At 62.9% G+C, this 26,947-nt stretch carries 23 protein-coding genes; 13 read left to right on the forward strand and 10 right to left on the reverse strand.

Annotation, left to right across the window (positions count from 1 at the left end):
* Window positions 1-239: 239 nt before the first annotated feature.
* From ACCD03_RS16245 to ACCD03_RS16255, 3 genes are all read right to left on the reverse strand, one after another.
* On the reverse strand, window positions 240-1,418 hold the full coding sequence (locus ACCD03_RS16245; protein WP_045206319.1) for an acetyl-CoA C-acyltransferase: 1,179 nt from the start codon (window positions 1,416-1,418) through the stop codon (window positions 240-242).
* 66 nt (window positions 1,419-1,484) lie between these two features.
* Window positions 1,485-2,123 (reverse strand): bifunctional nicotinamidase/pyrazinamidase, encoded by a 639-nt coding sequence (gene pncA / locus ACCD03_RS16250; protein WP_316675148.1) that lies wholly within the window; start codon window positions 2,121-2,123, stop codon window positions 1,485-1,487.
* Window positions 2,124-2,159: 36 nt separating this feature from the next.
* Entirely contained in the window at window positions 2,160-4,241 is a 2,082-nt protein-coding gene (locus tag ACCD03_RS16255; protein ID WP_045206317.1) for a 3-hydroxyacyl-CoA dehydrogenase NAD-binding domain-containing protein, read from the reverse strand.
* 359 nt (window positions 4,242-4,600) lie between these two features.
* Between ACCD03_RS16255 and ACCD03_RS16260 the strand changes: the two genes are divergently transcribed.
* Window positions 4,601-6,136: an amino acid permease gene (locus tag ACCD03_RS16260; protein WP_045206316.1), complete on the forward strand. Its 1,536-nt coding sequence runs from the start codon at window positions 4,601-4,603 to the stop codon at window positions 6,134-6,136.
* Window positions 6,137-6,213: 77 nt separating this feature from the next.
* A complete protein-coding gene (locus ACCD03_RS16265) occupies window positions 6,214-7,740 on the forward strand; it encodes an amino acid permease (RefSeq protein ID WP_045206315.1) in 1,527 nt (508 codons plus the stop codon).
* 68 nt (window positions 7,741-7,808) lie between these two features.
* On the opposite strand, the gene ACCD03_RS16270 is transcribed toward ACCD03_RS16265, so the two are convergent.
* The 6 genes from ACCD03_RS16270 to ACCD03_RS16295 form a co-directional block, all read right to left on the reverse strand.
* On the reverse strand, window positions 7,809-8,528 hold the full coding sequence (locus tag ACCD03_RS16270) for an ABC transporter ATP-binding protein (RefSeq protein WP_045206314.1): 720 nt from the start codon (window positions 8,526-8,528) through the stop codon (window positions 7,809-7,811).
* Window positions 8,528-9,316 (reverse strand): ABC transporter ATP-binding protein, encoded by a 789-nt coding sequence (locus ACCD03_RS16275; protein WP_045206313.1) that lies wholly within the window; start codon window positions 9,314-9,316, stop codon window positions 8,528-8,530. The genes ACCD03_RS16270 and ACCD03_RS16275 overlap by 1 nt, the downstream gene beginning before the upstream one ends.
* Window positions 9,313-10,647 carry a branched-chain amino acid ABC transporter permease gene (locus ACCD03_RS16280; RefSeq protein ID WP_413412285.1) on the reverse strand — a complete coding sequence of 445 codons (1,335 nt, stop codon included), beginning with the start codon at window positions 10,645-10,647 and terminating at the stop codon, window positions 9,313-9,315. Before ACCD03_RS16280 ends, ACCD03_RS16275 begins: the two co-directional genes overlap by 4 nt.
* Window positions 10,648-11,595 (reverse strand): branched-chain amino acid ABC transporter permease, encoded by a 948-nt coding sequence (locus ACCD03_RS16285; protein WP_045206413.1) that lies wholly within the window; start codon window positions 11,593-11,595, stop codon window positions 10,648-10,650.
* 126 nt (window positions 11,596-11,721) lie between these two features.
* Window positions 11,722-12,978, reverse strand: coding sequence for a branched-chain amino acid ABC transporter substrate-binding protein (locus ACCD03_RS16290; protein ID WP_413412286.1), 1,257 nt, complete (start codon window positions 12,976-12,978; stop codon window positions 11,722-11,724).
* A gap of 218 nt (window positions 12,979-13,196) precedes the next feature.
* On the reverse strand, window positions 13,197-14,825 hold the full coding sequence (locus tag ACCD03_RS16295) for a 3-(methylthio)propionyl-CoA ligase (protein WP_413412287.1): 1,629 nt from the start codon (window positions 14,823-14,825) through the stop codon (window positions 13,197-13,199).
* 344 nt (window positions 14,826-15,169) lie between these two features.
* Between ACCD03_RS16295 and ACCD03_RS16300 the strand changes: the two genes are divergently transcribed.
* From ACCD03_RS16300 to ACCD03_RS16340, 9 genes are all read left to right on the forward strand, one after another.
* Window positions 15,170-16,759, forward strand: coding sequence for a protein adenylyltransferase SelO (locus ACCD03_RS16300; RefSeq protein WP_413412288.1), 1,590 nt, complete (start codon window positions 15,170-15,172; stop codon window positions 16,757-16,759).
* A 158-nt stretch (window positions 16,760-16,917) separates the two neighbouring features.
* A complete protein-coding gene (msrB, locus tag ACCD03_RS16305) occupies window positions 16,918-17,304 on the forward strand; it encodes a peptide-methionine (R)-S-oxide reductase MsrB (RefSeq protein WP_045206308.1) in 387 nt (128 codons plus the stop codon).
* A gap of 34 nt (window positions 17,305-17,338) precedes the next feature.
* Window positions 17,339-17,911, forward strand: a complete 573-nt coding sequence (locus ACCD03_RS16310; RefSeq protein ID WP_045206307.1) for a septation protein A — start codon at window positions 17,339-17,341, stop codon at window positions 17,909-17,911.
* Window positions 17,911-18,183, forward strand: a complete 273-nt coding sequence (locus ACCD03_RS16315) for a BolA family protein (RefSeq protein ID WP_045206306.1) — start codon at window positions 17,911-17,913, stop codon at window positions 18,181-18,183. The genes ACCD03_RS16310 and ACCD03_RS16315 overlap by 1 nt, the downstream gene beginning before the upstream one ends.
* Window positions 18,184-18,225: 42 nt before the next feature.
* Entirely contained in the window at window positions 18,226-19,023 is a 798-nt protein-coding gene (locus ACCD03_RS16320) for a peptidylprolyl isomerase (RefSeq protein ID WP_045206305.1), read from the forward strand.
* 288 nt (window positions 19,024-19,311) lie between these two features.
* The gene (locus tag ACCD03_RS16325) at window positions 19,312-20,292 is read left to right on the forward strand and encodes an ABC transporter substrate-binding protein (RefSeq protein ID WP_413412289.1); all 981 of its coding nucleotides are present in this window, start codon (window positions 19,312-19,314) and stop codon (window positions 20,290-20,292) included.
* Window positions 20,293-20,467: 175 nt separating this feature from the next.
* Window positions 20,468-21,376, forward strand: coding sequence for an ABC transporter permease (locus ACCD03_RS16330; protein ID WP_316675125.1), 909 nt, complete (start codon window positions 20,468-20,470; stop codon window positions 21,374-21,376).
* Window position 21,377: 1 nt separating this feature from the next.
* Window positions 21,378-22,172, forward strand: a complete 795-nt coding sequence (locus tag ACCD03_RS16335) for an ABC transporter ATP-binding protein (RefSeq protein WP_413412290.1) — start codon at window positions 21,378-21,380, stop codon at window positions 22,170-22,172.
* 99 nt (window positions 22,173-22,271) lie between these two features.
* The gene (locus tag ACCD03_RS16340; RefSeq protein WP_413412291.1) at window positions 22,272-23,372 is read left to right on the forward strand and encodes a J domain-containing protein; all 1,101 of its coding nucleotides are present in this window, start codon (window positions 22,272-22,274) and stop codon (window positions 23,370-23,372) included.
* A gap of 84 nt (window positions 23,373-23,456) precedes the next feature.
* Here the strand turns inward: ACCD03_RS16340 and ACCD03_RS16345 are convergent, their stop codons facing one another.
* Window positions 23,457-24,521: a porin gene (locus ACCD03_RS16345; protein WP_413412292.1), complete on the reverse strand. Its 1,065-nt coding sequence runs from the start codon at window positions 24,519-24,521 to the stop codon at window positions 23,457-23,459.
* 207 nt (window positions 24,522-24,728) lie between these two features.
* Between ACCD03_RS16345 and ACCD03_RS16350 the strand changes: the two genes are divergently transcribed.
* Together ACCD03_RS16350 and ACCD03_RS16355 are read left to right on the forward strand one after the other, a co-directional pair.
* Entirely contained in the window at window positions 24,729-25,421 is a 693-nt protein-coding gene (locus ACCD03_RS16350) for a response regulator (protein ID WP_024975617.1), read from the forward strand.
* Complete coding sequence (locus ACCD03_RS16355) at window positions 25,418-26,836, forward strand: sensor histidine kinase (RefSeq protein WP_045206298.1); 1,419 nt, start codon at window positions 25,418-25,420, stop codon at window positions 26,834-26,836. Before ACCD03_RS16350 ends, ACCD03_RS16355 begins: the two co-directional genes overlap by 4 nt.
* Window positions 26,837-26,947: the final 111 nt, after the last annotated feature.

Consider the following 26,947-nt stretch of genomic DNA (forward strand, 5'->3'; position numbering starts at 1 on the left):
GTAAGCAAAGAAAGGCGCGCCCGAGATGGCGACCCATCCCTTGAATTTCCGTAACCGAGCGGAGACGGGAAAAACTCGCTGCGCTCAGACAGTTTCCCGTCTTGTTTCCGCCCACTTACGAAAATTCAAGGCGCCATCAAGGGCAAGAAAGGCCAAACCGTCTCGGTGCACGCGCTGGTGATCAAGCAAGTCCAGTGGAAACAAAACAGGCTCCCGTTTTTATGCGGGAGCCTGTCTGTTTAGAGCACCTCGAACAGCCCGGCTGCGCCTTGGCCGCCGCCGATGCACATGGTCACGACCACATACTTGACGCCGCGGCGCTTGCCTTCGATCAGCGCGTGGCCGACCAAGCGTGCACCCGACACACCATACGGGTGGCCCACGGCGATGGCGCCGCCGTTGACGTTCAGGCGGTCCATCGGAATGCCCAGCTTGTCTGCGCAGTACAGCACCTGCACGGCAAATGCTTCGTTCAGTTCCCACAGGCCGATGTCGTCAACCTTCAAGCCGGCTTTCTTCAGCAGCTTGGGCACGGCAAACACCGGGCCGATACCCATTTCATCCGGCTCGCAACCTGCCACGGCAAAGCCGCGGAACACGCCCAGCGGCTGCAGGCCCTTGGCGGCAGCCACCTTGCCATTCATCACCACAGCGGCGGATGCGCCGTCGGAGAACTGGCTGGCATTGCCAGCAGTGACCACGCCGCCCGGCACTGCGGAGCGAATTTTTGCCACACCCTCAAGCGTCGTGTCGGGGCGAATCCCTTCGTCAGCGGAGATCGTGACTTCGCGGGTCATGAGCTGGCCGGTCTTGGCATCGGCCACGCCCATCACGGTCGTCATCGGGACGATTTCGTCGTTGAACTTGCCGGCAGCAGCAGCGGCGGCGGCGCGCTGCTGGCTTTGCACGCCGTACTCGTCCATGCGGTCCTTGGCGATGTTGTAGCGCTTGGCGACGTTCTCGGCGGTCTGGAGCATGTTCCAGTAGATTTCCGGCTTGTGCTTGGTGAGCCAGCCTTCGGTCATCATGTGGCGGTTCATTTCCTGTTGCACGCACGAGATGGATTCCACACCGCCAGCCACGAAGATATCGCCTTCATCGGCGATCACGCGCTGCGCGGCCATGGCGATGGTCTGCAAGCCCGACGAGCAGAAGCGGTTGACGGTTGCGCCCGGCACGGTCACGGGGCAGCCGGCACGCAGGGCGATCTGGCGCGCAATGTTGGCGCCCGTTGCACCTTCCGGGTTCGCGCAACCCATCAGGATGTCTTCCACTTCGCCCGGCTCGATCTTGGCGCGCTCAATGGCGTGCTGAACAGCGTGGCCGCCCAGCGTAGCGCCGTGCGTCATGTTGAAGGCGCCCTTCCAGCTCTTGGCCAGGCCGGTACGTGCGGTGGAAACGATGACTGCTTCGGTCATGGTGTTGCTCCTCGTATCTGGTGGCGGGCGCAGCTTCGGCAGCGCCCGATGTATTCAGTTATCCGTTCAAGACAAGGTGTTCAAAACGTCCGGCGACTGCAACCGCGCGATGCCCGCCTCCGTCATGTGCTGCCACGCCTGCGCGAGCGATCCGTTCAGGTCGATCGCGCGGCACGCATCCTCGATGACGGCAACTTCCAGCCCGGCGGCACGTGCATCCAGTGCTGACCACGCCACGCAAAAATCCGTGGCAAGCCCAACGCAGAACACGCGCTTGATTTCAAGCTCGCGCAGGTAGCCCAGCAGGCCGGTCGGCGTCTTGCGATCCGCTTCAAAGAATGCGGAGTAGCTGTCGATGTGCGGGTGATAGCCCTTGCGAACCATCAACTGCGCATGCGGCACGTCCAGGTCGTCAGCCAGCGCGGCGCCTGCGCTGTGCTGCACGCAGTGCACTGGCCACAGCACTTGCTGACCGTAAGGCAGCTCGATCGTGCCGAATGGCTGCGTTCCCGCATGGTTGGCTGCGAACGACACGTGCTCGTGTGGGTGCCAGTCCTGCGTCAGCACCACGCGCCCGAATGCCCTGGAGAGCTGGTTGACGACCGGGATAACCTGATCGCCTTCCGGCACGGCCAGCGCGCCGCCGGGCAGAAAGTCGTTCTGCACGTCGATGATCAGCAGGCAATCGGTGGGCGTGAGTTGCATGGCGGTTGCTTAGTTGCTTGGTGCGTTAGCCGCGCATCAGCCGTTGAAGCCCTTGCCTTCGTCGGCCAGCTTCTGCAGCAGCGGCGCGACCTTCCAGGCTTCGCCGTGGTAACCCTTGCTGTAGCGGTGCATGGTTTGCGCGACGTTGTACAGGCCGACGGTGTCTGCGTAGAGCATCGGGCCGCCGCGGAACAGCGGGAAGCCGTAGCCGGTCAGGTAGACCATGTCGATGTCCGACGCCTTGGAGGCAATGCCCTCTTCCAGGATCTTTGCGCCTTCGTTGACCAGCGCAAACACCAGACGCTCGACGATTTCCTCGTCCGAAATCTTGCGGCGCGTGATGCCCAGATCCTTCGAATGCTGGACGATCATGTCGTTGACCTGCTGGTTCGGATACGGCTTGCGGTCGCCCGCCTTGTAGTCGTACCAGCCGCCGCCGGTCTTCTGGCCAAAGCGGCCCATCTCGCACAGCAGATCGGCGGTCTTCGAATAGACGATGTCCGGCTTGTCCACGGCGCGGCGCTTGCGGATAGCCCAGCCGATGTCGTTGCCGGCCAGGTCGCCCATGCGGAACGGGCCCATCGCAAAGCCGAACTTCTCGATGGCCTTGTCGACCTGCTCGGGCAGCGCGCCTTCGTCGAGCAGATAGCCGGCCTGGCGGCTGTATTGCTCGATCATGCGGTTGCCGATGAAGCCGTCACACACGCCGGACACGACGGCCGTCTTCTTGATGGCCTTGGCCAGCTTCATGACGGTGGCCAGCACGTCCTTGGCGGTCTCTTTGCCGCGAACGACTTCCAGCAGCTTCATCACGTTGGCCGGGCTGAAGAAGTGCATGCCGACCACGTCTTGCGGGCGCTTGGTGAAGCTGGCGATCTTGTCGACATCCAGCGTGGACGTGTTCGACGCCAGGATCGCACCCTGCTTGACGACTTCGTCCAGCTTCTTGAACACGACTTCCTTGACGCCCATTTCTTCGAACACGGCCTCGATGACGAGGTCGGCGTCCTTGATGTCGTCGTAGGAAAGCGTCGGGGTCAGCAGGGCCATGCGCTGCTCGACCTTCTCTTGCGTGAGCTTGCCCTTCTTGGCGCTGTTCTCGTAGTTCTTGCGGATGGTGGCAACGCCGCGGTCCAACGCTTCCTGCTTGGTTTCCAGCATCGTGACCGGAATGCCTGCGTTCAGGAAGTTCATCGAGATACCGCCGCCCATCGTGCCGGCGCCGATCACAGCAACCTTCTCCACCTTGCGCACCTGCGTGTCTTCCGGCACATCGGGGATCTTGCTGGCAGCGCGTTCGCCAAAGAAAGCGTGACGCAGCGCGCGCGATTCCGACGTATTCACCAGTTCGATGAACAAGTCGCGCTCGAACTTGATGCCGTCGTCAAAGCGCTTTTCCACTGCGGCCTGCACAGCGTCGACGCACTTGCCCGGCGCCGGGAAGTTCTTGGCAACCGCGGCCACGGTGTTGCGCGCGAATTGCAGGAAACCTTGCGGGTTGTCGTGCTCGACCTTGCGATCGCGCAGCTTGGGGAGCTTGCCTTCGGCAGCGGCCTTCAGGGCGAAATCGATGGCGCCGGCCATCAGGTCGCCTTCGATCATCTGGTCGAACAGGCCACTCTTGGCCAGCTTTTCCGACGGAATGGCGTTGCCGGACACAATCATGTTCAAGGCCGGCTCCAGGCCGATGGCGCGCGGCAGACGCTGCGTGCCGCCTGCGCCCGGCAGAATGCCCAGCTTCACTTCCGGCAGCGCGATCTGCGCGCCCGGTGCTGCCACGCGGTAGTGACAGCCCATCGCCAGTTCCAGCCCACCGCCCATCGCCACCGAATGGATGGCCGCCACGACCGGCTTGTTGCTCGACTCAACGGCTTTGATGACGGCGTGCAGCGTCGGCTCTTGCGTCGCCTTGGGCGTATTGAATTCGCGAATATCGGCGCCGCCCGAGAAGGCTTTGCCCGCACCGGTGATCACGATGGCCTTGACGTTGGCGTCATCGCCAGCTTTGACCATGCCTTCGACAATGCCCAGGCGCGTGGAGTGGCCAAGGCCGTTGACGGGCGGGTTGCTGAGCGTAATGACGGCAACGCCGTCCTGGACCTTGTACTCCGCAGTCATGCTGGTTCCTTTGGTGATGCGAGGGCCGGCAGATCAGGCGCACCGTGCCTCGCGGTTGAACTGTCTCTCAACTATCGTTTTTTTAACGCGCGGTAAGGCCGCGACTCGACACAGAATACACAAAATAGCACGGTCGTTCAATTTTTATTTTTGCGCTGCACGGCGCCGTCTGGCGGGCGATGCGGCGGGCCCCGACGGGTTCAAACGCGTGTGCCGCAGCATGGATTTTTTGCCCGCTACGTGACGGTTTTGATAGAGTCGCGCATTTCGTTCGCCGGACGCCTACCAGGCGCGGGAACGTCTCGTCACATTTCGTCGGTTTGATTCGCGATCCGAGCAAAATCGACCACTCTGTATCCATGTCAGAACACGCTACCCCGTCCTCAGAGACGCCGGGCTTGCGCCGCACCTTGCGCGCGCGCCATCTCACCATGATCGCCATCGGCGGGTCGATCGGTACCGGGCTTTTCGTCGCCTCGGGCGCGTCGGTCTCGCAGGCCGGCCCCGGAGGCGCGCTTGCCGCCTATATCCTCATCGGGGCAATGGTTTATTTCCTGATGACCAGCCTGGGCGAGCTTGCCGCCTACATGCCGGTTTCCGGGTCGTTTGCCACCTACGGCGCCCTTTATGTGGACGAAGGCTTCGGCTTCGCGCTTGGCTGGAACTATTGGTACAACTGGGCCGTGACGATTGCCGTTGAGCTGGCGGCCGCGCAGCTCGTCATGCATTACTGGTTCCCCGATGTGCCGGGCGTGCTGTGGAGCGCTGTGTTTCTCGCAATCATGTTCCTGCTCAACGCCATCTCGGTGCGCGGTTTTGGCGAGGCGGAATACTGGTTCGCACTCATCAAGGTCGTCACCGTCATCCTTTTTATCGGCATTGGCCTGGCGATGATCTTCGGGATCCTGAAGGGTGGTCCGCAATCGGGCCTGCAGAACCTGACGATGGGCGATGCGCCGTTTGTGGGTGGGCTGCCGGCGATGATCGGCGTGGCGATGATCGCGGGGTTCTCGTTCCAGGGGACAGAGCTGATTGGCGTGGCGGCCGGCGAATCGGCCGACCCGGCGCGCACCATTCCGCGTGCGGTCAAGCAGGTGTTCTGGCGGATCCTGCTGTTCTACGTGCTGGCGATCTTCATCATCGGCGTGCTGGTGCCGTACACCGATCCGAATCTGCTGTCGACGGAAGTGACGAACATTGGCGTGAGCCCCTTCACGCTCGTCTTTAAGCACGCAGGCCTAGCGTTTGCCGCAGGCCTGATGAACGCGGTGATCCTGACGGCTGTGCTGTCGGCCGGCAACTCGGGCATGTATGCGTCCACGCGGATGCTCTACAACTTGGCCACCGAGGGCCGCGCACCGCGCATCTTTGCGCAACTCACCCGCAACGGTGTGCCACGCAATGCGCTGCTGGCCACGACCGCCGTCGGCGCGCTCTGCTTCCTGAGTTCGTTGTATGGCGACAAGACGGTCTACTTGTGGCTGCTGAACACCTCGGGCATGACCGGCTTCGTGGCATGGCTCGGCATTGCCATCAGTCACTATCGCTTCCGCAAGGGGCTCGTAGCGCAGGGGCATGATCCGGCGCAGTTGCCGTACCGCTCTAAGTTCTTCCCATATGGCCCGTTGTTCGCGTTTGGGCTGTGCCTGGTCATCACGCTCGGCCAGAACTACCAGGCGTTCACCACAGGCACCGTTGATTGGCCGGCGGTGATCGCCACGTACATCGGCATCCCAGTGTTCTTCCTGATCTGGATCGGCTACCGGCTCGTGCGTGGCGGCGGCATTGTCCGTTACCAGGACATGCACTTCCCGCGCCCGCCCGTGCTGCGCGATTCGCTGGCCGGCCAAGACCCCGGCCCTGAATTGCCAACCGTCGCGAACTCTACGCAGTAATCACACCCGCTCCGCCGCCGTTTGCGCAGCATCCGGCGGGCGTTTTCATTGGGCCGCCCACTCCGGCGCCACCGGCTATGCACACATCCATCACCCCCACCGGCCTCGAAGCCCAATCCGAACTGCGCCGACGCCTGCGCTCGCGCCACCTGATGATGATCGCCCTGGGCGGCGCCATCGGCACGGGGCTGTTCGTCGCGTCCGGCGCATCCATTGCGCAGGCCGGCCCCGGCGGCGCACTGCTGACCTACACGCTCATCGGCGTGATGGTCTATTGCCTGATGACGAGTCTTGGCGAGCTGGCGGTGCATCTACCCGTCTCAGGCTCGTTCGTAACTTACAGCCGCTTGTATGTGGAAGAAGGCTTCGGCTTTGCGCTGGGATGGAACTATTGGTTTGCACTGGCCGTGTCCGTTGCCGTGGAACTGGCCGCCGCACAGCTGGTGATGAAGTATTGGTTTCCGGGCCTATCGGGCATGGTCTGGAGCGCCGCGTTCCTGCTGCTCATGTTCGGCCTCAACGCCTTCTCCGTGCGCGGCTTTGGTGAGGCGGAATACTGGTTTTCGATGATCAAAGTGGTGACGATCATCGTGTTCCTGCTGATCGGTCTGGCGATGATCTTCGGCATCATGCACGGCGGGCCGCAGTCGGGTTGGCAGAACTTCACCGTGGGCGATGCGCCGTTCGTGGGCGGCGTGCCGGCCATGGTCGGTGTGGCGATGATTGCCGGGTTCTCGTTCCAGGGCGTCGAAACCATTGGCGTTGCCGCCGGCGAGGCGGAGAACCCCTCCCGCACGATCCCGCGAGCCATCCGCCAGACGTTCTGGCGCATTTTGCTGTTCTATGTGCTGGCCATCCTGATCATCGGCGTGCTGCTGCCGTACACCGACCCGAACCTGCTGCGCAATGAAGCGACGGACGTCGGCGTCAGCCCGTTTGCGCTGGTGTTCCAGCATGCGGGCCTCGCGTTTGCCGCCGGGATGATGAATGCGGTGGTGCTGACCGCGCTGCTGTCTTCCGGCACGTCGAGCCTCTATGTGTCGACGCGGATTCTGTACGACCTGTCGCTCGAAGGCCAGGCGCCGCGCTGGTTTGCCAAGGTGTCGGCCAACGGCGTGCCGCACCGCGCGCTGCTGGCCACATCCGCCGTTGGCGCGCTGTGCTTCTTCAGTTCATTGTTTGGCGACCAAGTGGTCTACCTGTGGCTGCTGAATACGTCTGCGGTAACGTGCTTCATCGCGTGGTTCGGCATTGCGCTGGCGCACTACCGGTTCCGCAAGGGGTTCACGAGCCAGGGGCATTCTGTGGAGCAACTGGCGTATCGGTCGCCGTTCTTCCCGTTCGGGCCAATCATGGTGGCGATCCTGTGCGTGGTGATCATTCTTGGGCAGAACACCAAAGCGCTGTTTGCACCCGTGGAAAACTTTGGCGCCTTCATCGCAACGTACTGCGGTGTGATCCTGTTTGTCGCGATCTGGCTGGCTTACCGCTGGAAATTCAAGACGCGGTTCGTGAAGTACTCGGAGATGCAGTTCAGCGGGGAGCATCTGCAGCAAGCCGGAAGCGCCACCAAAGCCACTGCAGCAGGCACGGTTGTCAACTGACCGCCCGAAAAAAGCCCGCACGGATGTCCATGCGGGCTTTCGGTGCAGCGTGGTTTGACCTACAGCGTTTAAACCTCCAACCACTCCTGCCGGACTTTCGCATCGGCTTTCAACTGCTGGGGCGTTCCTTCAAACACAATCTGCCCGTGCCCCATCACATAGACGCGTTGTGAAATGTCCAGGGCAATGGCCAGCTTCTGCTCCACCAGCAGCACGGAAATCCCCCGCTCCTTGAGCGTCTTCAGGTACTCGCCCACGAGTGTCACGATCAGCGGCGCAAGACCTTCGGTCGGCTCGTCGATGATGATGAAATCGGGGTCACCCATCAGCGTGCGGCACAGCGTCAGCATCTGCTGCTCGCCGCCCGACAGCACACCTGCAGCCGTGTTCTCCCGCTCCTTCAAACGCGGGAACATCTGATACATGTCTTCCACCTGCCAGCGCGGCTTGGGCTGACTCGGGTTGCGTTTCTCACCAAGCAGCAGGTTCTGCCGGACAGTCAGCGTGGGGAAGATGTCTCGGTTCTCGGGCACATAGCCGATGCCCTTGTGCGCCACTTCAAAGGTTCGCAGGCCGCTCACGCTCTTGCCGCGCAGCAGGATTTCGCCTTCGTGCCGGACCATGCCCATGATGGATTTGGCCAGGGTCGAACGCCCCACCCCATTGCGCCCGAGTAGCGCAACGATCTCGCCCTCGCCTACGTGCATGTCGACGCCGTGCAGGATGTGGCTCTTGCCGTAGTACGCGTGCAGGTCGCGCACCTCCAACATTGGAGTATTTGTTGCCATCAATGCGCTCCTGCAGGTTCGTCCAGCGTGGTGCCGAGGTAGGCCTCTTTCACGCGGCGGTTATTGCGAATGGCTTCGGGCGTGTCGGTGGCAATTACTTCGCCATAGACGAGCACCGAGATGCGGTCGGCCAAGCCAAACACAACGCTCATGTCGTGCTCGACCATCACCAGCGTCTTGCCGACCGTGACTTTGCGGATGAGGTCCACCGCGTGGTCGGATTCGGAGCGGCTCATGCCGGCGGTCGGCTCATCCAGCAGGATCACGTCGGCACCGCCCGCAATGGTGACGCCGATTTCCAGCGCCCGTTGCTCGGCGTAGGTCAGCAGGCCTGCGGCGGCGTCTCGCCGATGGGTCATGCCGATCTGCTCGAGCACTTCTTCAGCGCGCTCGCGTGCGTCACGCAGCTCGGCCAGCTTGTGCCAGAACGAATACTTGTAGCCGAGCGACCAGAGCACCGCGCAGCGCAGGTTCTCGAACACCGACAACCGATGAAAGATGTTGGTGATCTGGAAGCTGCGCGACAGGCCCTTGCGGTTGATCTCAAACGGCGCCAGGCCGCTGATCTCTTCACCGTTCAGGCGCACGCTTCCGGAGCTGGCCGGGAAGCGGCCCGAGATCAGGTTGAACGTGGTCGACTTGCCAGCGCCGTTCGGGCCGATGAGTGCATGGCGCTCGCCCTTGCCAATGGTGAGGTTGACCCCTCGAATGATTTCAGTTGCGCCAAAGCGCTTGCGAACATCGCGCAACTCGAGCGCAGCGGTCGGCCCAGATATCGGTTGGCTCATGGTTGCGGCTCCTGCAATGCGTTGTCCCAAGCGGTGCGCAGCTTGCCGGCCGCGGCACGCAGGCCGAAAGCGCCCACCAACCACAGCACGGCGGTGACAATCCACGGCTTGAGGGTATTCGGTTCGACAGACAAGCCAAACAGCGTGGCAACGCCACCCGAGGCGTCGTCCTGCACTGCGTAGATCATTTCCACGGTGGAGATCAACGCAACCAGCAGAATGACAGCCGGCACGATCGCCACGCCATAAGCCGGCAGCAGCGTCTTGAGCTTGCCGCGCCGCATGATCGGCAGGTGCATGACCAGAAGGCTGGCAATGCCGCCCGGCGCATACATGACCATCAGCACAAAGAACAAGCCCAGGTACAGCAGCCACGCCTTGGTGATGCCCGACAGCGCCACGGTAAAGAACACGGTGAGCACCGCGCCGATGATCGGCCCGAAAAAGCTGCCCATGCCGCCAATGAAGGCCGCCAGCAGCACCGAGCCCGAACGCACTGCCGACACGTTCTCCGCGGTCACGATCTCAAAGTTGATGCACGACAGCGCGCCGGCAATGCCCGCGAAGAACGCAGACAGGATCACCACCAGGAAGCGCACGCGCTGCGTGTTGTAGCCGATGAACTCAACGCGCTCGGGGTTGTCGCGCACGGCGTTGGCGATGCGGCCAAGCGGCGTCTGCGTCCACGCATACATCAGCGCCATCGAAATCAGGCACCACGCGGCAATCAGGTAATACACCTGGCGCCCAGGCCCGAACGTCACGCCAAACAGCGCATCGCCAATGCTGCGGTTCGTGGAGACACCGCCCTCGCCACCAAAGAAGTCCGGAAACATCAACGCACTGGCAAACACCATCTCGCCGATACCGAGCGTGATCATGGCGAACGTCGTGCCGGCCTTCTTGGTGGTGACGTAGCCGAAGATCACGCCGAACAGCGCGCCGCCCAGGCCGCCAGCAATGGGCAATAGTGCAACGGCGAGCGGCCCACCGATGCCCAGCGTCTGCATGGCGCCGATCTTGTTGAGCACGTGCACAGCCATGAAGGCGCCCAGGCCGGCGTACACCGCGTGCCCGAACGACAACATGCCGGACTGGCCAAGCAGCATGTTGTACGAGAGCGCGAAGATGATCATGATGCCCATCTGCGAGAGCAGCGTGATGGCAAAGCCCTGCGGCCAGATAAGCGGCAGCGCGATCATCACCAGCGCGGTGGTGCCCCAGAGCAGCCAGCGGGCAAGATTGACTGGCTTGAATTTCATCGTCCGCGCTCGATCGTTGGCCGGCAGCGCGGCTTGTTGTTGCGCTTGTTGGTGCATGGTGCGTTCCATTTAGCTCTCCCGCGTACCCATCAGCCCACGCGGGCGGAAGATCAGCATCAGCACCAGTAGCAGATACGGCAGCACCGGTGCGACTTGCGCAATCGTCAGGTTCCAGACAGAGATGAGCGGCACGTCCGGATTGAGCGTGACGCCGATGTTCTCCAGCACGCTGGTTACCGAGATATCAAGCGTGACGGCAAAGGTCTGGATGCAGCCGATCAGCAGCGACGCGATGAACGCGCCCACCAGAGACCCCATGCCGCCCACGACCGCTACCACGAAGACGATGGAGCCGACCGCTGCCGCCATCGATGGCTCGGTCACGAAGGCATTGCCGCCAATCACGCCCGCCAAGCCGGCCAGCGCACAGCCGCCGCCGAACACCAGCATGAACACGCGCGGCACGTTGTGGCCCAGCGCTTCGACCATGTCCGGATGCGTGAGCGCGGCTTGAATGACAAGCCCGATACGCGTGCGTGTGAGCAGCAGGAAGATGCCCACCAGCATCAGCAGCGACACCAGCATCATGAAGGCGCGGTACTTGGGGAACGACGAGGTGAACAGCGTGAACAGCGGGCCGTCCAGTGCGTCCGGCACGCGATACGCCACGGCGGGCAGGCCCCACACCAGCTTCACGCCTTCTTCAATCAGATAGGCCAGACCGAAGGTAAACAGCAGTTCGGCGACGTGGCCATAGCGGTGCACCGTGCGCAGGCCGTAGCGCTCGACCACGGCGCCCAGCGCACCCACGAGCAGCGGCGCCACGATCAGCGCGGCCCAGAAGCCCAGATAACCGCTGACGACATAGGCGAAATACGCGCCGAGCATGTAGAAGCTGGCATGCGCAAAATTGAGAACGCCCATCATGCTGAAGATCAGCGTCAGGCCCGAAGACAACATGAACAGCAACAGCCCGTAGCTGATGCCATTCAAGAGATTGATGACTAGAAATTCCACGCTGCAGCCCTTCCAGCAGATTCGGCGGAGCATGGGACGCACGCATCAATGCGTGGCCCATGGACTCCGTTTAAAACATCGCCGCACGATAGCATCGGGCAGCCCTTCGGCACACCACCCGCGACCTTACTGCGGACGCTTCATCTGGCAGGAGGTCGGCTGCGACGCGACGTACTGATCGAGCACAGCGTCGGTCTTCCAGCCGTAGCCGGTGTTTTCCTGGTCGAACTTGACGTTCTTGCCGTTCGTCTTTTCCCAGGTGGCGATGTAGAGCGGCTGCTGGCCTTGGTGGTCAGACGCGCGCATCTCGAAGGTGCCGTTCAGACTGTCGACCTTCATGCCTTCAAAGGCCTTGGCAACCTTGGCAGGCTCGACGGACTTGGTCTGCTTGATGGCCTTGGCCAGCATGGCAATGCCGGTATAAGAGGCCATGAGGTAGTAATCGTCGTTGTACTTCTTCTTGTAGCCCTCGACGATATCGGCGCCCTTGAAGCCGTCGTTGTTGACGTTCCAGTAGCCCACGTATTTCACGTGATCTGCGCCGGCAGAGCCCATCGCTGTCGGCACGCCCGTGGTCGAGGCGTAGTACGTATAGAAGTTCGCGTTCAGGCCTGCATCCTTGCCGGCCTTGATGAGCAGCGCCAGGTCGCTGCCCCAGTTGCCGGTGATGACGGTATCGGCACCCGACGACTTGATCTTCGACACGTACGGCGAGAAGTCCTTCACCTGCGCCAGCGGGTGCAGGTCTTCCCCCACGATCTCGATATCTGGACGCTTGCGCTTGAGATATTCCTTGGCCGCACGCGCTACCTGATGACCGAACGAATAATTCTGGTTGATCAGGTAGACCTTCTTGACCTTCGGATCCTTCGCCAGAAAGCTGGTCAGCGCTTCCATCTTCATATCGGAGTTGGCGTCCAGGCGGAAGTGCCAGTAATTGCACTTGCTGTTCGTCATGTCCGGGTCCACCGCGGCGTAGTTCAGGTAGACGATTTCCTTGCCCGGATGACGTTCGTTGTACTTGGCCACGGCGTCTTCCAGCGCCATGCCGACGCTCGAGCCGTTACCCTGCACGATGTAGTGGATGCCCTGATCGGCCGCCTGCCTGAGCGCCGTCAGGCTCTCCTGCGGCGAGAGCTTGTTGTCAAAGCCCACCACTTCGAACTTTGTGCCGTCGCCGGCCCAGTTCTTCTGCGTGGCGAGATCGGCGATGTACTGCCAACTGCGCAACTGGTTCTGGCCCAGAGCGCCCATCAGGCCGGACAACGGATCGATCCAGGCGATCTTCACGGTTTCGGCGGCGGACGATGCAGTGGGCAGGACTGCCCCACCGATTGCCGCAACACATGCAACAGCCACAACCAACGGACGGAACTTCGTCATGCGTGTCTCCTTCATGTGGTGGAGCCGCCGGCGAGTCACTCTCCGCGTGCCACTGGTGGGCGTGCGGCTGCTTGCGTCTCCAGGTTGCAACGCGCCCGGGCTTCATTCCACCGCGTCGACGTGTCTGTCGCGCGGCGGCCGGCCCTGATCCGGTTGTCTTACGTCCGCCGTCCTCGTGCCGGGGTGACCCATGCACGGGCGGCGGTTTCTATATGTCGCTAAGCCTGTACAGCGGGAAACTGATAATCCTTGAACTGCTCGCGCAGTTTCAGCTTCTGCATCTTGCCGGTAGCGGTGAGCGGAATTTCGGTGACGAACACCACGTCGTCCGGAATCCACCACTTGGCGACCTTGCCTTCGAAGAACTTGAGCATCTCCTCGCGCGTGAGTTCCACACCGGGCTTCTTCATCACCACCAGCAACGGGCGTTCGTCCCACTTCGGGTGATGGCACGCGATGCACGCGGCCATGTGCACGCCGGGGTGCGCGGCGGCCACGTTTTCCACATCGATGGACGAAATCCATTCGCCGCCTGACTTGATCACGTCCTTGCTGCGATCGGTGATCTGCATGTAGCCGTCGGCATCGATGTTCGCCACGTCGCCCGTGGGGAACCAGCCGTCGACCAGCGGCGACTTGTCGTTGCGGTAATAGCTCTGGATCGTCCACGGCCCGCGCACGTAGAGATCGCCAAAGGCCTTGCCGTCCCACGGCAGCTCTTGACCTTCAGCATCGACGATCTTCATTTCAACGCCGTAGATGGCGCGACCCTGACGCTCGAGCACGTGCTGCTTGGCCTCATCCGACAGGTCAGCATGCTTGCCCATCAGCTTGCACGTGGTGCCCAGCGGTGACATCTCGGTCATGCCCCACGCGTGGATGACTTCCACGTCCAGTTCCTTGAGCGTGCGAATCATGGCCGGCGGCGCAGCCGAACCGCCAATCACGGTCTTGCGGAACGTCGAGAATTGAAGCTTGTTGACCTGCACGTGTTGCAGCAAGCCCAGCCACACGGTCGGCACGCCGGCAGAGAACGTCACCTTCTCCTGCTCGAACAGCTCGTACAGCGAAGCGCCATCCAATTTTGGGCCGGGGAAGACCAGCTTGGCGCCCACCAGCGGCACCGAATACGGCAGCCCCCAGGCGTTGACGTGGAACATCGGCACCACCGGCAGGATCACGTCCTGCGCCGAGCACCCAAGCGCATCCGGCAACGCAGACGCATACGAATGCAGTACCGTCGATCGATGCGAATACAACGCGCCTTTCGGGTTGCCCGTGGTGCCCGACGTGTAGCACAGGCCGGCTGCGGTGTTCTCGTCGAACTGCGGCCAGGTGTAGTCGGCGCTCTGCGCCTCCAGCAGCTCTTCATAGCAGAGCATCGGCACGCTGGAGGTGGGCATGTGCGCGCGATCGGTCATCGCCACCCAACCCTTCACGTTGGGGCAATGCGGTGCAATGCCCTCGATGAGCGGCACGAACGTCAGGTCGAAGAAAACGTACTGATCGTCAGCGTGATTGACGATGTAGGCGATCTGGTCCGGAAACAGCCGCGGATTGATGGTGTGGCATACGGAACCCGAGCCAGACACGCCGTAATAAATCTCAAGGTGGCGATAGCCGTTCCAGGCCAGCGTACCGACACGCTCGCCGGGCTGCACACCGAGTGCGGCCAGCGCATTTGCCAGTTGCTTGGAGCGGTCTCGCACTTGCCGGTACGTGGTGCGATGGATATCGCCCTCGACGCGGCGCGACACGACTTCAGTCGAACCGGAATTGCGCGCGGCGTGTTCGATGATGGTCGAGATGAGCAAAGGGGCGCTCATCATTTGTCCCATCAGGGCCATGGTGTCTCCTAGAAAAAACTGAACAACCGTTCTATTTTTTGGCCGATTGTTCCCGTGATCGCCAACCACGTCAACGGGATATTGTTGTGCGCTGCCACATCGGCCCCCATGTTTACCCGGCCATCTGAAAAACCCTGTGAATCGTTGTGGTGCAAGGGTTCGCAGGCTGCAGCTTTCTTTACTCGCAAGTACAATACGCGATAGCGTTGCTGCGTCTCAACATGGCGTTTTCCCCTACGTAAAGCGTATTTTGCTGCGCTGCAAAGCGCACAACATTTGAAGGTTCGGCACTGTTTTTGCGCCGTTTCCTGTGCTATCCGCCGCATGCCCTGCCGCCCCATCCCATGACTGCCTCCCCCCCCGCCTTGCCTGACGATTCCCTTGCGAGCTCTTTCGACTGGCGTGGCCGTCCCACCGCAGCCCCCGGTTTTTCCGCGCTGGGCGAACACTTTCTGACGCGCCTGCCGCCGATGCCCATGCCTTCCGGACCGATTGGCCAGCCCTATCTGGTGGGCTTCTCGCCGGACGCCGCAGCGTCGCTCGGCCTTGCGCGAGCAGAACTTGACACCCCCGCCGGGCTGGCCGTCTTTACCGGGAACGCCGTCGCCCCCTGGAGCGATCCGTTCGCCACCGTGTATTCGGGCCACCAGTTCGGCGTGTGGGCCGGGCAGTTGGGCGATGGGCGCGCCCTGTTGCTGGCCGAGCTGCAGACCGCCGAAGGCCCCTGCGAAGTCCAGCTCAAAGGTGCCGGCCGTACGCCGTATTCGCGCATGGGTGACGGGCGGGCTGTGCTGCGCTCGTCCATCCGCGAATTTTTGTGCTCGGAAGCCATGGCCGGCCTCGGCATTCCAACCACCCGCGCCCTGTGCGTGACCGGCGCTGACGCCCCCGTTCGCCGCGAAGAGCTCGAAACCGCCGCCGTTGTCACGCGCCTCGCACCGTCGTTCGTGCGCTTTGGCCACTTCGAGCACTTTGCGGCGAGCGAACAACTGCCCCAGCTGCGCGCACTTGCCGATTACGTCGTCGACCGTTTCTACCCCGCCTGCCGCAGCGAGCCGCAACCGTATCTGGCCCTGCTGCGTGAACTCGCCCGCCGCACCGCTGAACTGATGGCCGACTGGCAAGCCGTTGGCTTCTGCCACGGCGTGATGAACACCGACAACATGTCGATCCTCGGCCTCACGCTCGACTACGGCCCGTTCGGCTTCCTGGATGGCTTCAACGCCAACCACATCTGCAACCACTCCGACACCGGCGGCCGTTACGCCTATGCCCAGCAGCCACAGATCGGCTACTGGAACCTCTTCTGCCTGGCGCAGGCGTTGCTGCCGCTGTTTGGCGAAGATCCCGACGTTTTCGTCAACTTGAGCGACGAAGCGCAGGCTCAACCCGCCATCGACGCCGCGCAAAAGGTGCTGCTGACGTACCGCGACGTGTACGGCGCAGCCTTCTACGCACGTTATCGCGCCAAGCTGGGCCTCTCCACCGCGCAGGACGAAGACGAAACGCTGTTCGGCGACCTGTTCAAGCTGCTGCACACCCAGCGCACCGATTACACGTTGTTCTTCCGCCACCTTGCCGAGGTGCGCCGCGACGACACGCCCGCCGCGGCAGAAGCGCGCACCGTGCGCGATTTCTTCTTCGATCGCGCAGCCGCAGACGCGTGGCTGGCCGCCTATCGCCAGCGCCTGCAAGCCGAGCCGCAATCCGACGACGAGCGCGCCGCCGCCATGCACCGCGTCAACCCGAAATACGTGCTGCGCAACCATCTGGCTGAAATCGCCATCCGCCTCGCCAAGGAAAAGGATTTCTCCGAAGTCGAAAACCTGCGCGCCGTGCTGGCCCGCCCGTATGACGATCACCCCGGCTTCGAGCACTACGCGCAGCCTGCGCCCGATTGGGCGTCTTCACTGGAAGTGAGCTGCTCGTCGTGATCCGGCATGCCGACATGCGGGCAGGCGTGATGCGCCGGAACTGACACCATGCTCTAATCCGCGCCTGTCAGGATTGCCGCAGCAGCACGACAAACAACGTCAGCCGCCCGATCGCTTCCATTGCGCGGTTGCCGAATCCAACAAGGAGTCTCATCACCATGACCGTCACGAAATCCGACGCCGAATGGCGCGACCAACTCTCCGACATCGAATACCGCGTCACCCGCGAAGCCGCCACCGAACGTCCCTTCACGGGCAAGTACTGGGACCACTGGGACCGGGGCGTCTACAACTGCGTCTGCTGCGGCACGCCGCTGTTTGAATCGTCGACCAAGTTTGATGCCGGCTGCGGCTGGCCGAGCTATTTCCAGCCCATCAACGGCGAGGTGATCGCCGAGAAAACCGACCGCTCGCACGGCATGCTGCGCATCGAAGTGCAGTGCAAGAACTGCGGCGCGCACCTCGGCCACGTGTTCGAAGATGGCCCCGCACCCACCGGCTTGCGGTATTGCATCAACTCGGCTGCGCTAAAATTCGGCGCTTGATCTTCCGCACCTGCCCACCTAAGCGCGTTCCCGCATGAAATTCCTGTTCGATCTGTTCCCGGTCATCCTGTTCTTTGCTGCCTTCAAGGTGGCCGGTATTTATGTGGCGACCACCGTCGCAATGGTCGCCACCGTGCTGCAGATCGCCTGGGTGTGGTTCAAGCACCGCAAGGTCGACGCCATGCAGTGGCTGTCGCTGCTCATCATCGGCGTGTTTGGCGGCGCGACGCTCATCTTCCACAACGAAACCTTCATCAAGTGGAAGCCGACGGTGCTGTACTGGCTGTTTGGCGTTGTGCTGCTGGGCAGCGTGGTGTTCGTTCGCAAGAACCTCATCCGCGCCATGATGGAGCAGCAGGTATCGCTGCCCGAGTCGATGTGGGGGCGCCTGAACCTCGTGTGGGCCCTGTTCTTCCTCGCCATGGGCTGCCTGAACCTCTACGTGGCCTACAACTTCGACACCGACGTGTGGGTCAACTTCAAGCTGTTCGGTTCGATGGGGCTGATGGTGGTGTTCATCCTCGTGCAAAGTGTCTGGCTGGCGCGCCATATGCAGGAGCGCCCTGCCAACGCGGCCAACGACGCCAACATCGGAGACGACCGCTGATGGCCGCCGACCCGCGTGAAATCGAACGCCTCCTGCGCGAGGCATTCCTGCCCGTCCACCTCGTCGTAGAAGACGACAGTGCCAAGCACGCCGGACACGCCGGCGCGGCCTCCGGCGGCGGACATTACAACGTCGAAATTGTCAGCCCTGCCTTTGCTGGCAAGAACCGTTTGGCGCGTCATCGCATGGTGTATGATGCGCTGCACACGCTGTGGCCGGCGGCAATCCATGCGCTGGCGATCCGCGCGGTCACTCCCGAAGAAAACACGTAAGCGCATTCCACGCTCACTCGTCCTTCCCTCGAACGCAATCCCATGAAGATTTCCAGCCTCACTGCCAGCCTGCTGGCTGTTGCCTTTGCTGCGACCGTTGCTCCGGCCATGGCGCAAAATGCCGCGGTGGTCAACGGCAAAGCCATCCCGAGCGCCAAGGTGGACGCGCTGATCAAGAAGTCGGGCCAGCCCGAATCGCCCGAGCTGCGTGCCAAGGCCCGCGACATGCTGGTCGACCGTGAACTGATCGAGCAGGACGCCGCCAAGCGCGGTCTGCTGGAGCGCGACGACATTCAGGAACAGCTGGCATCGGCCCGCCTGAACGTGCTCGTGGCCGCCGAGTTCGAGGACTACGTCAAGAACAGCCCCGCCACCGAAGACGAACTGCACAAGCAGTACGAAAAGATCAAGGCGCAGTTCGGCAACGGCAAGGAATACCACGCCCATCACATCCTGGTGGACAAGGAAGCCGACGCAAAGGCCATCATTGCCAAGCTGAAGGCCGGCGCGAAGTTTGAAGACATCGCCAAGGCGCAATCGAAGGACAAGGGATCGGGCGCCAACGGCGGCGATCTGGACTGGGCGAACCCGGGCACCTACGTGCCGGAATTCTCGGCAGCTCTTACCGGCCTGAAGAAGGGCCAGATCACGCAGACGCCGGTCAAGACGCAATTCGGCTGGCACGTGATCCGCCTGGACGACACGCGCGACGCAAAGATCCCGTCGTACGAAGACGTCAAGCCGCAACTGCTTGAGATGATGATGGGCGACCAGAACTGGCAACGCAGCAAGTTCCAGGCGATGCTGAAAGACCTGCGCGAAAAAGCGAAGATCCAGTAAGCAGCAGCCCGTTGGGGCAGTGAAAAAAGGGGCCTCGTGCCCCTTTTTGATTTGATGGCTGCGTTGCATCGCACACAACCGGAATCCCCCTTCTGCCCACCGAGTTCTTTTGAAGTGTTTGCTGAAAAGCATTGCGATTTGTCCCATAATGTGCGCCCACGTGCGCCAGCGTTGCACTGCTTCGGTGCACTCAAGAATCAAGAGAGTCTGAAAAACCAACCACGCCGGCACGGGCATATCCCGCTCGCCGCCAGAGCGAAACCACCCAAAAGGAAACAGGAGATCCTTATGTCCACGTTCAAGCACGCCTTCCGCCTTGCAGCGCTTGCAGCCATTCCGATGGCACTGCTGCAAGCCGCGCCGGCACTGGCCCAGGCCACCAAGTCGGTCGAAGTGCTCGCGATCGTTGAGCACCCGGCGCTCGACGCCATCCGCGACGGCGCCAAGGAACAACTCAAGGCCGAAGGTTTTGACGCAGGCAAGAACCTGAAGTGGGAATACCAGAGCGCACAAGGCAGCACTGCCACCGCCGCGCAGATCGCCCGCAAGTTCATCGGCGACAAGCCGGACGCCATCGTCGCCATCGCTACCCCGTCGGCGCAGGCTGTTGTGGCAGCCACCAAGTCGATCCCCGTTGTGTATTCGGGCGTGACCGATCCGGTTGCCGCGCAACTGGTCAAGAGCTGGGCGCCGACCGGCACCAACGTGACCGGCGTGTCCGACAAGCTTCCGCTGGACAAGCAGATCGACCTGATCAAGCGCGTGGTGCCGAATGCCAAGCGTATCGGCATGGTCTACAACCCGGGCGAAGCCAACTCGGTCGTGGTCGTCACTGAGCTGAAGAAACTGCTGTCGGCGCAAGGCATGACGCTGGTCGAATCGGCTGCACCGCGTACCGTGGATATCGCCCCGGCCGCCAAGAACCTGATCGGCAAGGTCGACGTGATTTACACGAACACCGACAACAACGTGGTGTCGGCGTACGAATCGCTGGTGAAGGTGGCCAACGAAGCGAAGATTCCGCTGGTTGCCGGCGACACTGACAGCGTGAAGCGTGGCGCCATCGCCGCGCTGGGCATCAACTACTACAAGCTGGGCCAGCAGACCGGCAAGGTCGTCGCCCGCATCCTGAAGGGTGAGAAGCCGGGCGCGATTGCTTCGGCCGGCAGCACCGACCTGGAGCTGTTCGTGAACGAAGGCGCGGCCAAGAAGCAAGGCGTGACGCTGTCGGCGGGCCTGCTGAAGGACGCCAAGGAAGTCATCAAGTAACTCGCAAGGCGCCGGGTCGGCCTCCGCCTGACGGAGCCGGCCTCGCGCGGGTCTGGCTGCCCGAGCCGCAACGTGGCTATCCGCCGCATAATGGCCGGGCGCTTGCGCTGCTACCCACAAGCGTCCCCGTTCATTGCACACAGGCCGGTGCCCAACCACTGCGCCCTACTCTGTCATGTCACTGTTTTCATTGCTCGGCGCCCTGGAGATCGGTCTGATCTTCAGTCTCGTGGCGCTCGGGGTGCTGATCTCCTTCCGCATCCTCAACTTCCCTGACCTCACTGTCGACGGCAGCTTCCCGATGGGCGGGGCTGTGGCGGCCACGCTCATCGCCGGCGGACACGATCCGTTCGTGTCGACGCTGGGTGGCACCCTGGCTGGTGCCGCTGCCGGCTTCATCACGGGCTGGCTCAACGTGCGCCTGAAAATCATGGACCTGCTCGCCAGTATCCTGATGATGATCGCGCTGTACTCGGTCAACCTGCGCATCATGGGCAAGCCCAACGTGCCGCTCATTTCCGAGCCGACGGTCTTCTCACTGCTGCAACCTGACTGGATGCCCGACTACGTGTTCCGCCCCGTGCTGCTGGGTGTGGTCGTGGTGGTCGTCAAGCTGCTGGTGGACTGGTTCTTCTCCACGCAGATCGGCCTGTCGCTGCGCGCCACGGGTGCCAACCCGCGCATGGCGCGCGCCCAGGGCATCGCCACCGGCGCTGCCACGCTGGCCGGCATGGCGCTGTCGAACGCACTGGTGGCCCTCGCCGGCGCGCTGTACGCGCAAACGCAAGGCGGCGCCGATGTGTCGATGGGTATCGGCACCATCGTGATCGGCCTGGCCGCCGTCATCATCGGCGAGACCGTGCTGCCGGCACGCCGCCTGGTGCTGACCACGCTGGCCGTGGTGGTCGGCGCGATCCTGTATCGCTTCTTCATCGCCTTGGCGCTCAACAGCGATTTCATTGGCCTGCAGGCGCAGGATCTGAACATGGTGACCGCCGCGCTGGTGGTGATCGCCCTCGTGCTGCCCGGCATGCGTCGCAAAGTGTTTGGCAAGTTCGCCAAGACTGCTGCCAAGGGGAACTGACATGCTGAGCGCACAAGGACTCACCCTCACCTTCAACCCCGGCACGCCCATCGAGACGCGCGCGCTGCGCGGTCTGTCGCTGGAGATCCCGTCAGGCCAGTTCGTGGCTGTGATCGGCTCGAACGGCGCCGGAAAGTCGACGTTCCTGAACTCCATCAGCGGTGACTACATCGTCGATTCGGGCAGCATCACCATCGACGGCGAAGACGTCACGCGCAAGACCGCGTGGCAACGCGCCGACAAGGTCGCCCGCGTGTTCCAGGACCCGATGGCCGGCACCTGCGAAAACCTGACCATCGAAGAGAACATGTCGCTGGCCATGTGCCGCGGGCAGCGTCGTGGTTTCAAGTTCGCGACCAACCGCAAGTGGCGCGAGACCTTCCGCGAGCAACTGCGCCGGCTGGACTTGGGCCTCGAAAACCGCCTGACCGACCGCATTGGTCTGCTCTCCGGCGGCCAGCGCCAGGCCGTAAGTCTGCTGATGGCATCGCTGCAGCCGTCGCGCATCCTGCTGCTGGACGAGCACACCGCCGCGCTGGACCCGAAAACGGCCGCCTTCGTGCTGGAGTTGACCGCCAAGATCGTCTCGGAAAGCAAGCTCACGACGATGATGGTGACCCACTCCATGCGCCAGGCGCTCGACTACGGCGATCGCACGGTGATGCTGCATCAGGGCAACGTGATCCTCGATGTGCAAGGCGAGGAACGCCGCGGCCTGGACGTGCCGCACTTGCTGCAGAAGTTCGAGGAAACGCGCGGCGCCAAGGTGGACGACGACGCGCTGTTGCTCGACTGATCCTGTTTCTGAGTGCCAACGTGGCGCTCGGGGTCGGCAACGCCGCTACATGACACACAAGCCGGGCTCCCTTAGCGGAGCCCGCGACATTTCCGCTCCATGACCAAGGCACACCGCCCAGCCATCAGCATTGCGCCCAATCAGCACGCGGACGACGCACCAACGCTGTCGAAGGGCCAGAAAGCATTCAACGCGCTGATCAAGCAAATTGAGAATCGGCGCAAGCGGCTGGCGGACTGGGAGGCGGCCACCGTCCAGTTCCAGCGTCGATATGCCAGCGAGTTCCTGCCGCTGGAGCGAACCCGCGACGAGCTGCAGATCCGCTTTGTGCGCAGCCTCGACCAGGTCTATGAGCACGACGGCTTTACCAAAGCCGAGCGCCGCAAGATATCCGCGCTCATCGTCGATCTGGCGCGCGATCTGATTGATGAAGACACCAGCCTGAAGGCGCTTTACAACAAATACAGCGGCACAGACTTCGACCGCGAAGTCGCACTGCAAGCCGCAGCGATGAAGTCGAGGCTGGAAGCAGCGCTCGGGGTCGACCTGGGCGACGAGACGGATGACCATTCAGAGGAAGCGCTGCTGCAACGCGCCCGCGCGCACATCGAGCAACGGGCCGAGAAAAAGGCTGCCGCCGCAAGCAAGCGTGAAGCGCGCCGGGCCGCCCGGCAGAAATCTCCCAAGCAACTGGCCGCAGAAGCACGGGAAGAAGACGAACAGGCGAAGATCAGCCTGTCGATCCGAGAGGTCTATCGCAAGCTCGCCAGCGCCCTGCACCCTGACCGAGAGAGCGATCCGCAGGAGCGAGAGCGGAAGACACGCCTCATGCAGCGCGTCAACGAGGCTTACGACAAGAACAACCTGCTGCAACTGCTGGAGTTGCAGCTTGAGCTTGAACACATCGACCAGCGCTCAATCAACCACATCAGCGAAGCGCGGCTGACGCATTACAACCAGATCCTGAAGGACCAGGTGCGCGAGCTGGACCGGCAAATCCATCGCGTCGAGACGACGTTTCGATACACGTACGGGTATCAGCAGTTCGGGGCGCTGCCGCCGGACGCCGTTTTGCAAAAGCTCGACATCGACATTGCTACGCTCCGCCAACACGTCCGCAATATCGAGCAAGACCTTGCCGCCTTTGACGATTTCAAAGACGTGCGGCGGATGCTGAAATCCCGCCCGGCGCTCGACTGATGGCCTGCTGAACAGCGCGCCGATCCAACAAAACGGGCACCCGAAGGTGCCCGTGTTCGTTACAGCGATCGGGCGATCGGCCGATCAGAAGCGGTGCTGCAGGCCCATCGTCACGCCAACCTGGTTGTTGGCGTAGCCGATCACGTCGCGCGACAGGCTCACGTTCTGGCCGTTCTTGGCCTTTGCATAACCGGCAGACAGGTACGCCGTGGTGCGCTTGGACAGCGCGTACTGGCCGCGCACAGAGAACAGGATCGGATCGGCATCCGTGCCGTCCTTGATGTTCTGCTTGTACACCGCGCCGTACAGCGTGAAGGCCGGCGTCACGTCGTAGCTGGCGCCCGCCCAGTACATATCGCTGCGCAGGCTGGCGGCGGCCGTGGTAAAGGCGCGCTTGTAGTTGCGATAGCCCGCAAATAGCTTCAGTGCACCGAAGTCGTAGCTGGCACCGGCGTGAATGCCCTGGATGTAATCGGTCGTGTCTGCCGGCGTGGTGCTCGTGCCTGCACCGTTCTGGCGATCCCACGTGACTGCGGCCGAGAAGCCGCCCACGCTGTAGCCGACGCCCAGGTCGTACTTGGAGCTGCTCTTGAAGTTGCCGGCCGCCTCGCCAAAGCCCACGGTGGCACCCAGCTTCAGACCGCCAAACTTGCCGTCATAGCGCACGGCGTTGGAGGCGCGCGAGAACAGGCCATCCTTGCGATCGCCCGTTGCCGTGGACGACGTGGCCCACGAGTAGTTCGGCGCGTAGCCCATCGGGTCGTACGGCAGCATGAAGTCGTACGTGGTCGTGAACGTGCGACCTGCCACCACCTGCCCGAAACCGCCAGCCAGACCGACCACGGCGCGGCGGTCGAACAGCGTGTTGTCGGTGTCGAGCTTGCCGGTGTCGATGGCGATGCCGCTTTCCAGGTTGAACACGGCCTTCAGGCCGCCGCCCAGGTCTTCCGTGCCGCGCATGCCCCAGCGCGACGTGTTCTTGCCGCCCGAGACGAGGCGCGTGGCGCTGCCGCCGTTCGGGCCAGCGTGGTTCACATACTCGATACCCGAATCCATGATCCCGTACAGGGTCACGTTGGAGGATTGAGCGGCGGCCGTGGTGGCGGTGGCAAGCGCAACCACTGCCAGCGCCATCGAAGTCTTGTTCATCAGGTCTCCCTTATTCGTTGTCCTTGCGCAAGAGCCCCAGTCACAGGGGCTTTGGGCGGGACGGATCGTATGAGGGGCGCACTTTCAGTTCACTTTCGATTGGCGGGAAATTGCCGGTGTGTGTCGCGGCGTTCTCGGGGGTTTCCCTAGCTTCAAAACATGCGGCGATGTCTGTATTCCTCTGCGGCTGATTGAGAGACGTCCGATATGCGCATCCTGTTGGTGGAAGACAACCTGAAGCTGGCCAGCACGCTGGAAGAAGCCCTGAGCCAGGCCGGCTTCACGGTCGATTGCGTGCATGACGGCCACGCGGCCGACTTGCTGCTCACCACGCAGGACTACGCGCTCGCCATTCTCGACATTGGTCTGCCGCGCATGGACGGGCTGGAAGTGCTGCGCCGCCTGCGCGCGCGCAAGAACCCGCTGCCGGTGATGATCCTGACCGCACACGGCGCCGTGGAAGAGCGCGTGCGCGGCCTGAACCTCGGGGCTGACGATTACCTTGCGAAACCGTTCGACCTGACCGAAGTGGAGGCCCGCGCCCGAGCGCTCATCCGACGCAGCCACGGCCACGAAAGCACGCAGCTGCAATGCGGCCCGCTGCACTACGACGGCATCAGCGGCGCCTTCACGCTTCATGGCGAACTGCTCGCCCTCACCGGCCGCGAGCGTGCCGTGCTGGAAGTGCTGATGCTGCGCGATGGCCGCGCTGTCAACAAAGCCGCCATCTCGGAAAAAATCTTCAGCATCAATGAATCGGTCAACGCCGATGCCATCGAGATCTACGTGCACCGCCTGCGCAAGAAGCTCGACGGCAGCGGCGTGGCCATCGTCATGCTGCGCGGGCTCGGCTATCTGCTGGAAGCCACGCCCAGCACGCCGGCGAACGCAGGCCGATGAGCCCGCCCACGCTGCGCCGGCAGCTTTCGTTCTGGCTGCTGCTACCGCTCATGGGGCTGCTCGCGCTCGACGCGTGGCTCACGTATGCGCGGGCCATGACGGCTGCAAACGCCGCGTTCGACCGTACGCTCGAAGCGTCGCTCAAGGCCATGCGCGAGGGCGTGCGCCTTCGCGACAAGCAGTTCGCCATCGACCTGCCTTACCTCGCGCTGGACGTTCTCCAATCGGAAACCGGCAGCAGCGTCTTCTATCGCCTGACCGATGCCAACGGCAAGACGCTGACCGGTTATGACGACCTGCCCATGCCAACCGGGCGGCGGCCGGCGCCATATCGCTCCGTCTTTTACGACAGCCAATTCCAGGGCATGCCCGTGCGCCTGGCCGCGCAGGCCGTGCCGGTGCGCGACGCCCAGTCTGCCCAGATTCAGCTCGTGTGGCTATTGGTAGGCGAGACCCTGGAGCCGCGCGAAGCGCTGGCGCACGAGATCCTTGCGGGCTCGCTGCAGCAAGAGGGCCTGCTGGTGGTGCTGGCGGTCGGCATTGTCTGGCTGGGCATCAGGCGGGGTCTGCGGCCACTGCGCCAACTGAGCGAAACCGTTGCCGGACGCGGCACCGATGAGCTTGCCCCGCTACCGCAGCAGGGCTTGCCCGCGGAAGTCGCTCCGCTGGTCGAGGCCATCAATCAGTATGTGGCGCGCCTGCTGCGCATGGTGCAAGCCCGCAAGCGCTTCTTTGCCGATGCCGCACATCAGTTGAAGACGCCGCTGGCCGTGATCCAGGCGCAATCCGAACTCGCGCTGCGCGAACCCGATGGAGACCGCATCCGCCGCCATCTTGAGCCGTTGCACGGTACCGTACGAGAGGCCGCGCGGGGCGTGCAGCAACTGCTGTCGCTGTCCCGCCTGGAGACCGACAGCGGCTACGCACCGCAACTCCAGCCGCTGCGCCTCGACACGCTGGCCGGGGATGTCGCGCTGGAACTGGCGCCCGTCGCGCGCAAATCCGGCGTCGATCTCGGCTTTGAAGGCGAACCCGTGACGGTGGCCGGCGAGCCGCAATGGCTGCAGGAGCTGATCGGCAACCTGCTCGACAACGCCATCCTCTACGCCGGAAACGGCGCGCGCGTCACGCTGCGAGTCAAACGGCAGGCGATGGCGATGCTCGGCGAGCAGGCCGTGCTGCAAGTGGAAGACGATGGCCCCGGCATTGCCGTACCCGAGCGCGATGCGGTATTCGGCCGCTTCTATCGCGGTGCGGCATCGGAAGGCCACGACGGGAGCGGGCTGGGTTTGGCGATCGTGCGCGAGATCGCTCGCCTGCACGGCGGCACGGTCGCGCTGTCGGAAACGCCCGGTGGGGGCCTGACCGTAAGCGTCTACCTGGCGCTGGCATTGGCTGAAGAGCCGGCCGCCTGAACGCAGGTTGCTGCACGACAACATTGTCTTCCTAGCGCTCCACACACCTCCCCAACGCCGTGCACCATTTGCGTGACGACGCGGCGCACCATTTCCACGCGCCCCGAGCGG

The organism is Ralstonia sp. Ralssp135 (genome assembly GCF_047304345.1).
GTDB lineage: Bacteria > Pseudomonadota > Gammaproteobacteria > Burkholderiales > Burkholderiaceae > Ralstonia > Ralstonia chuxiongensis.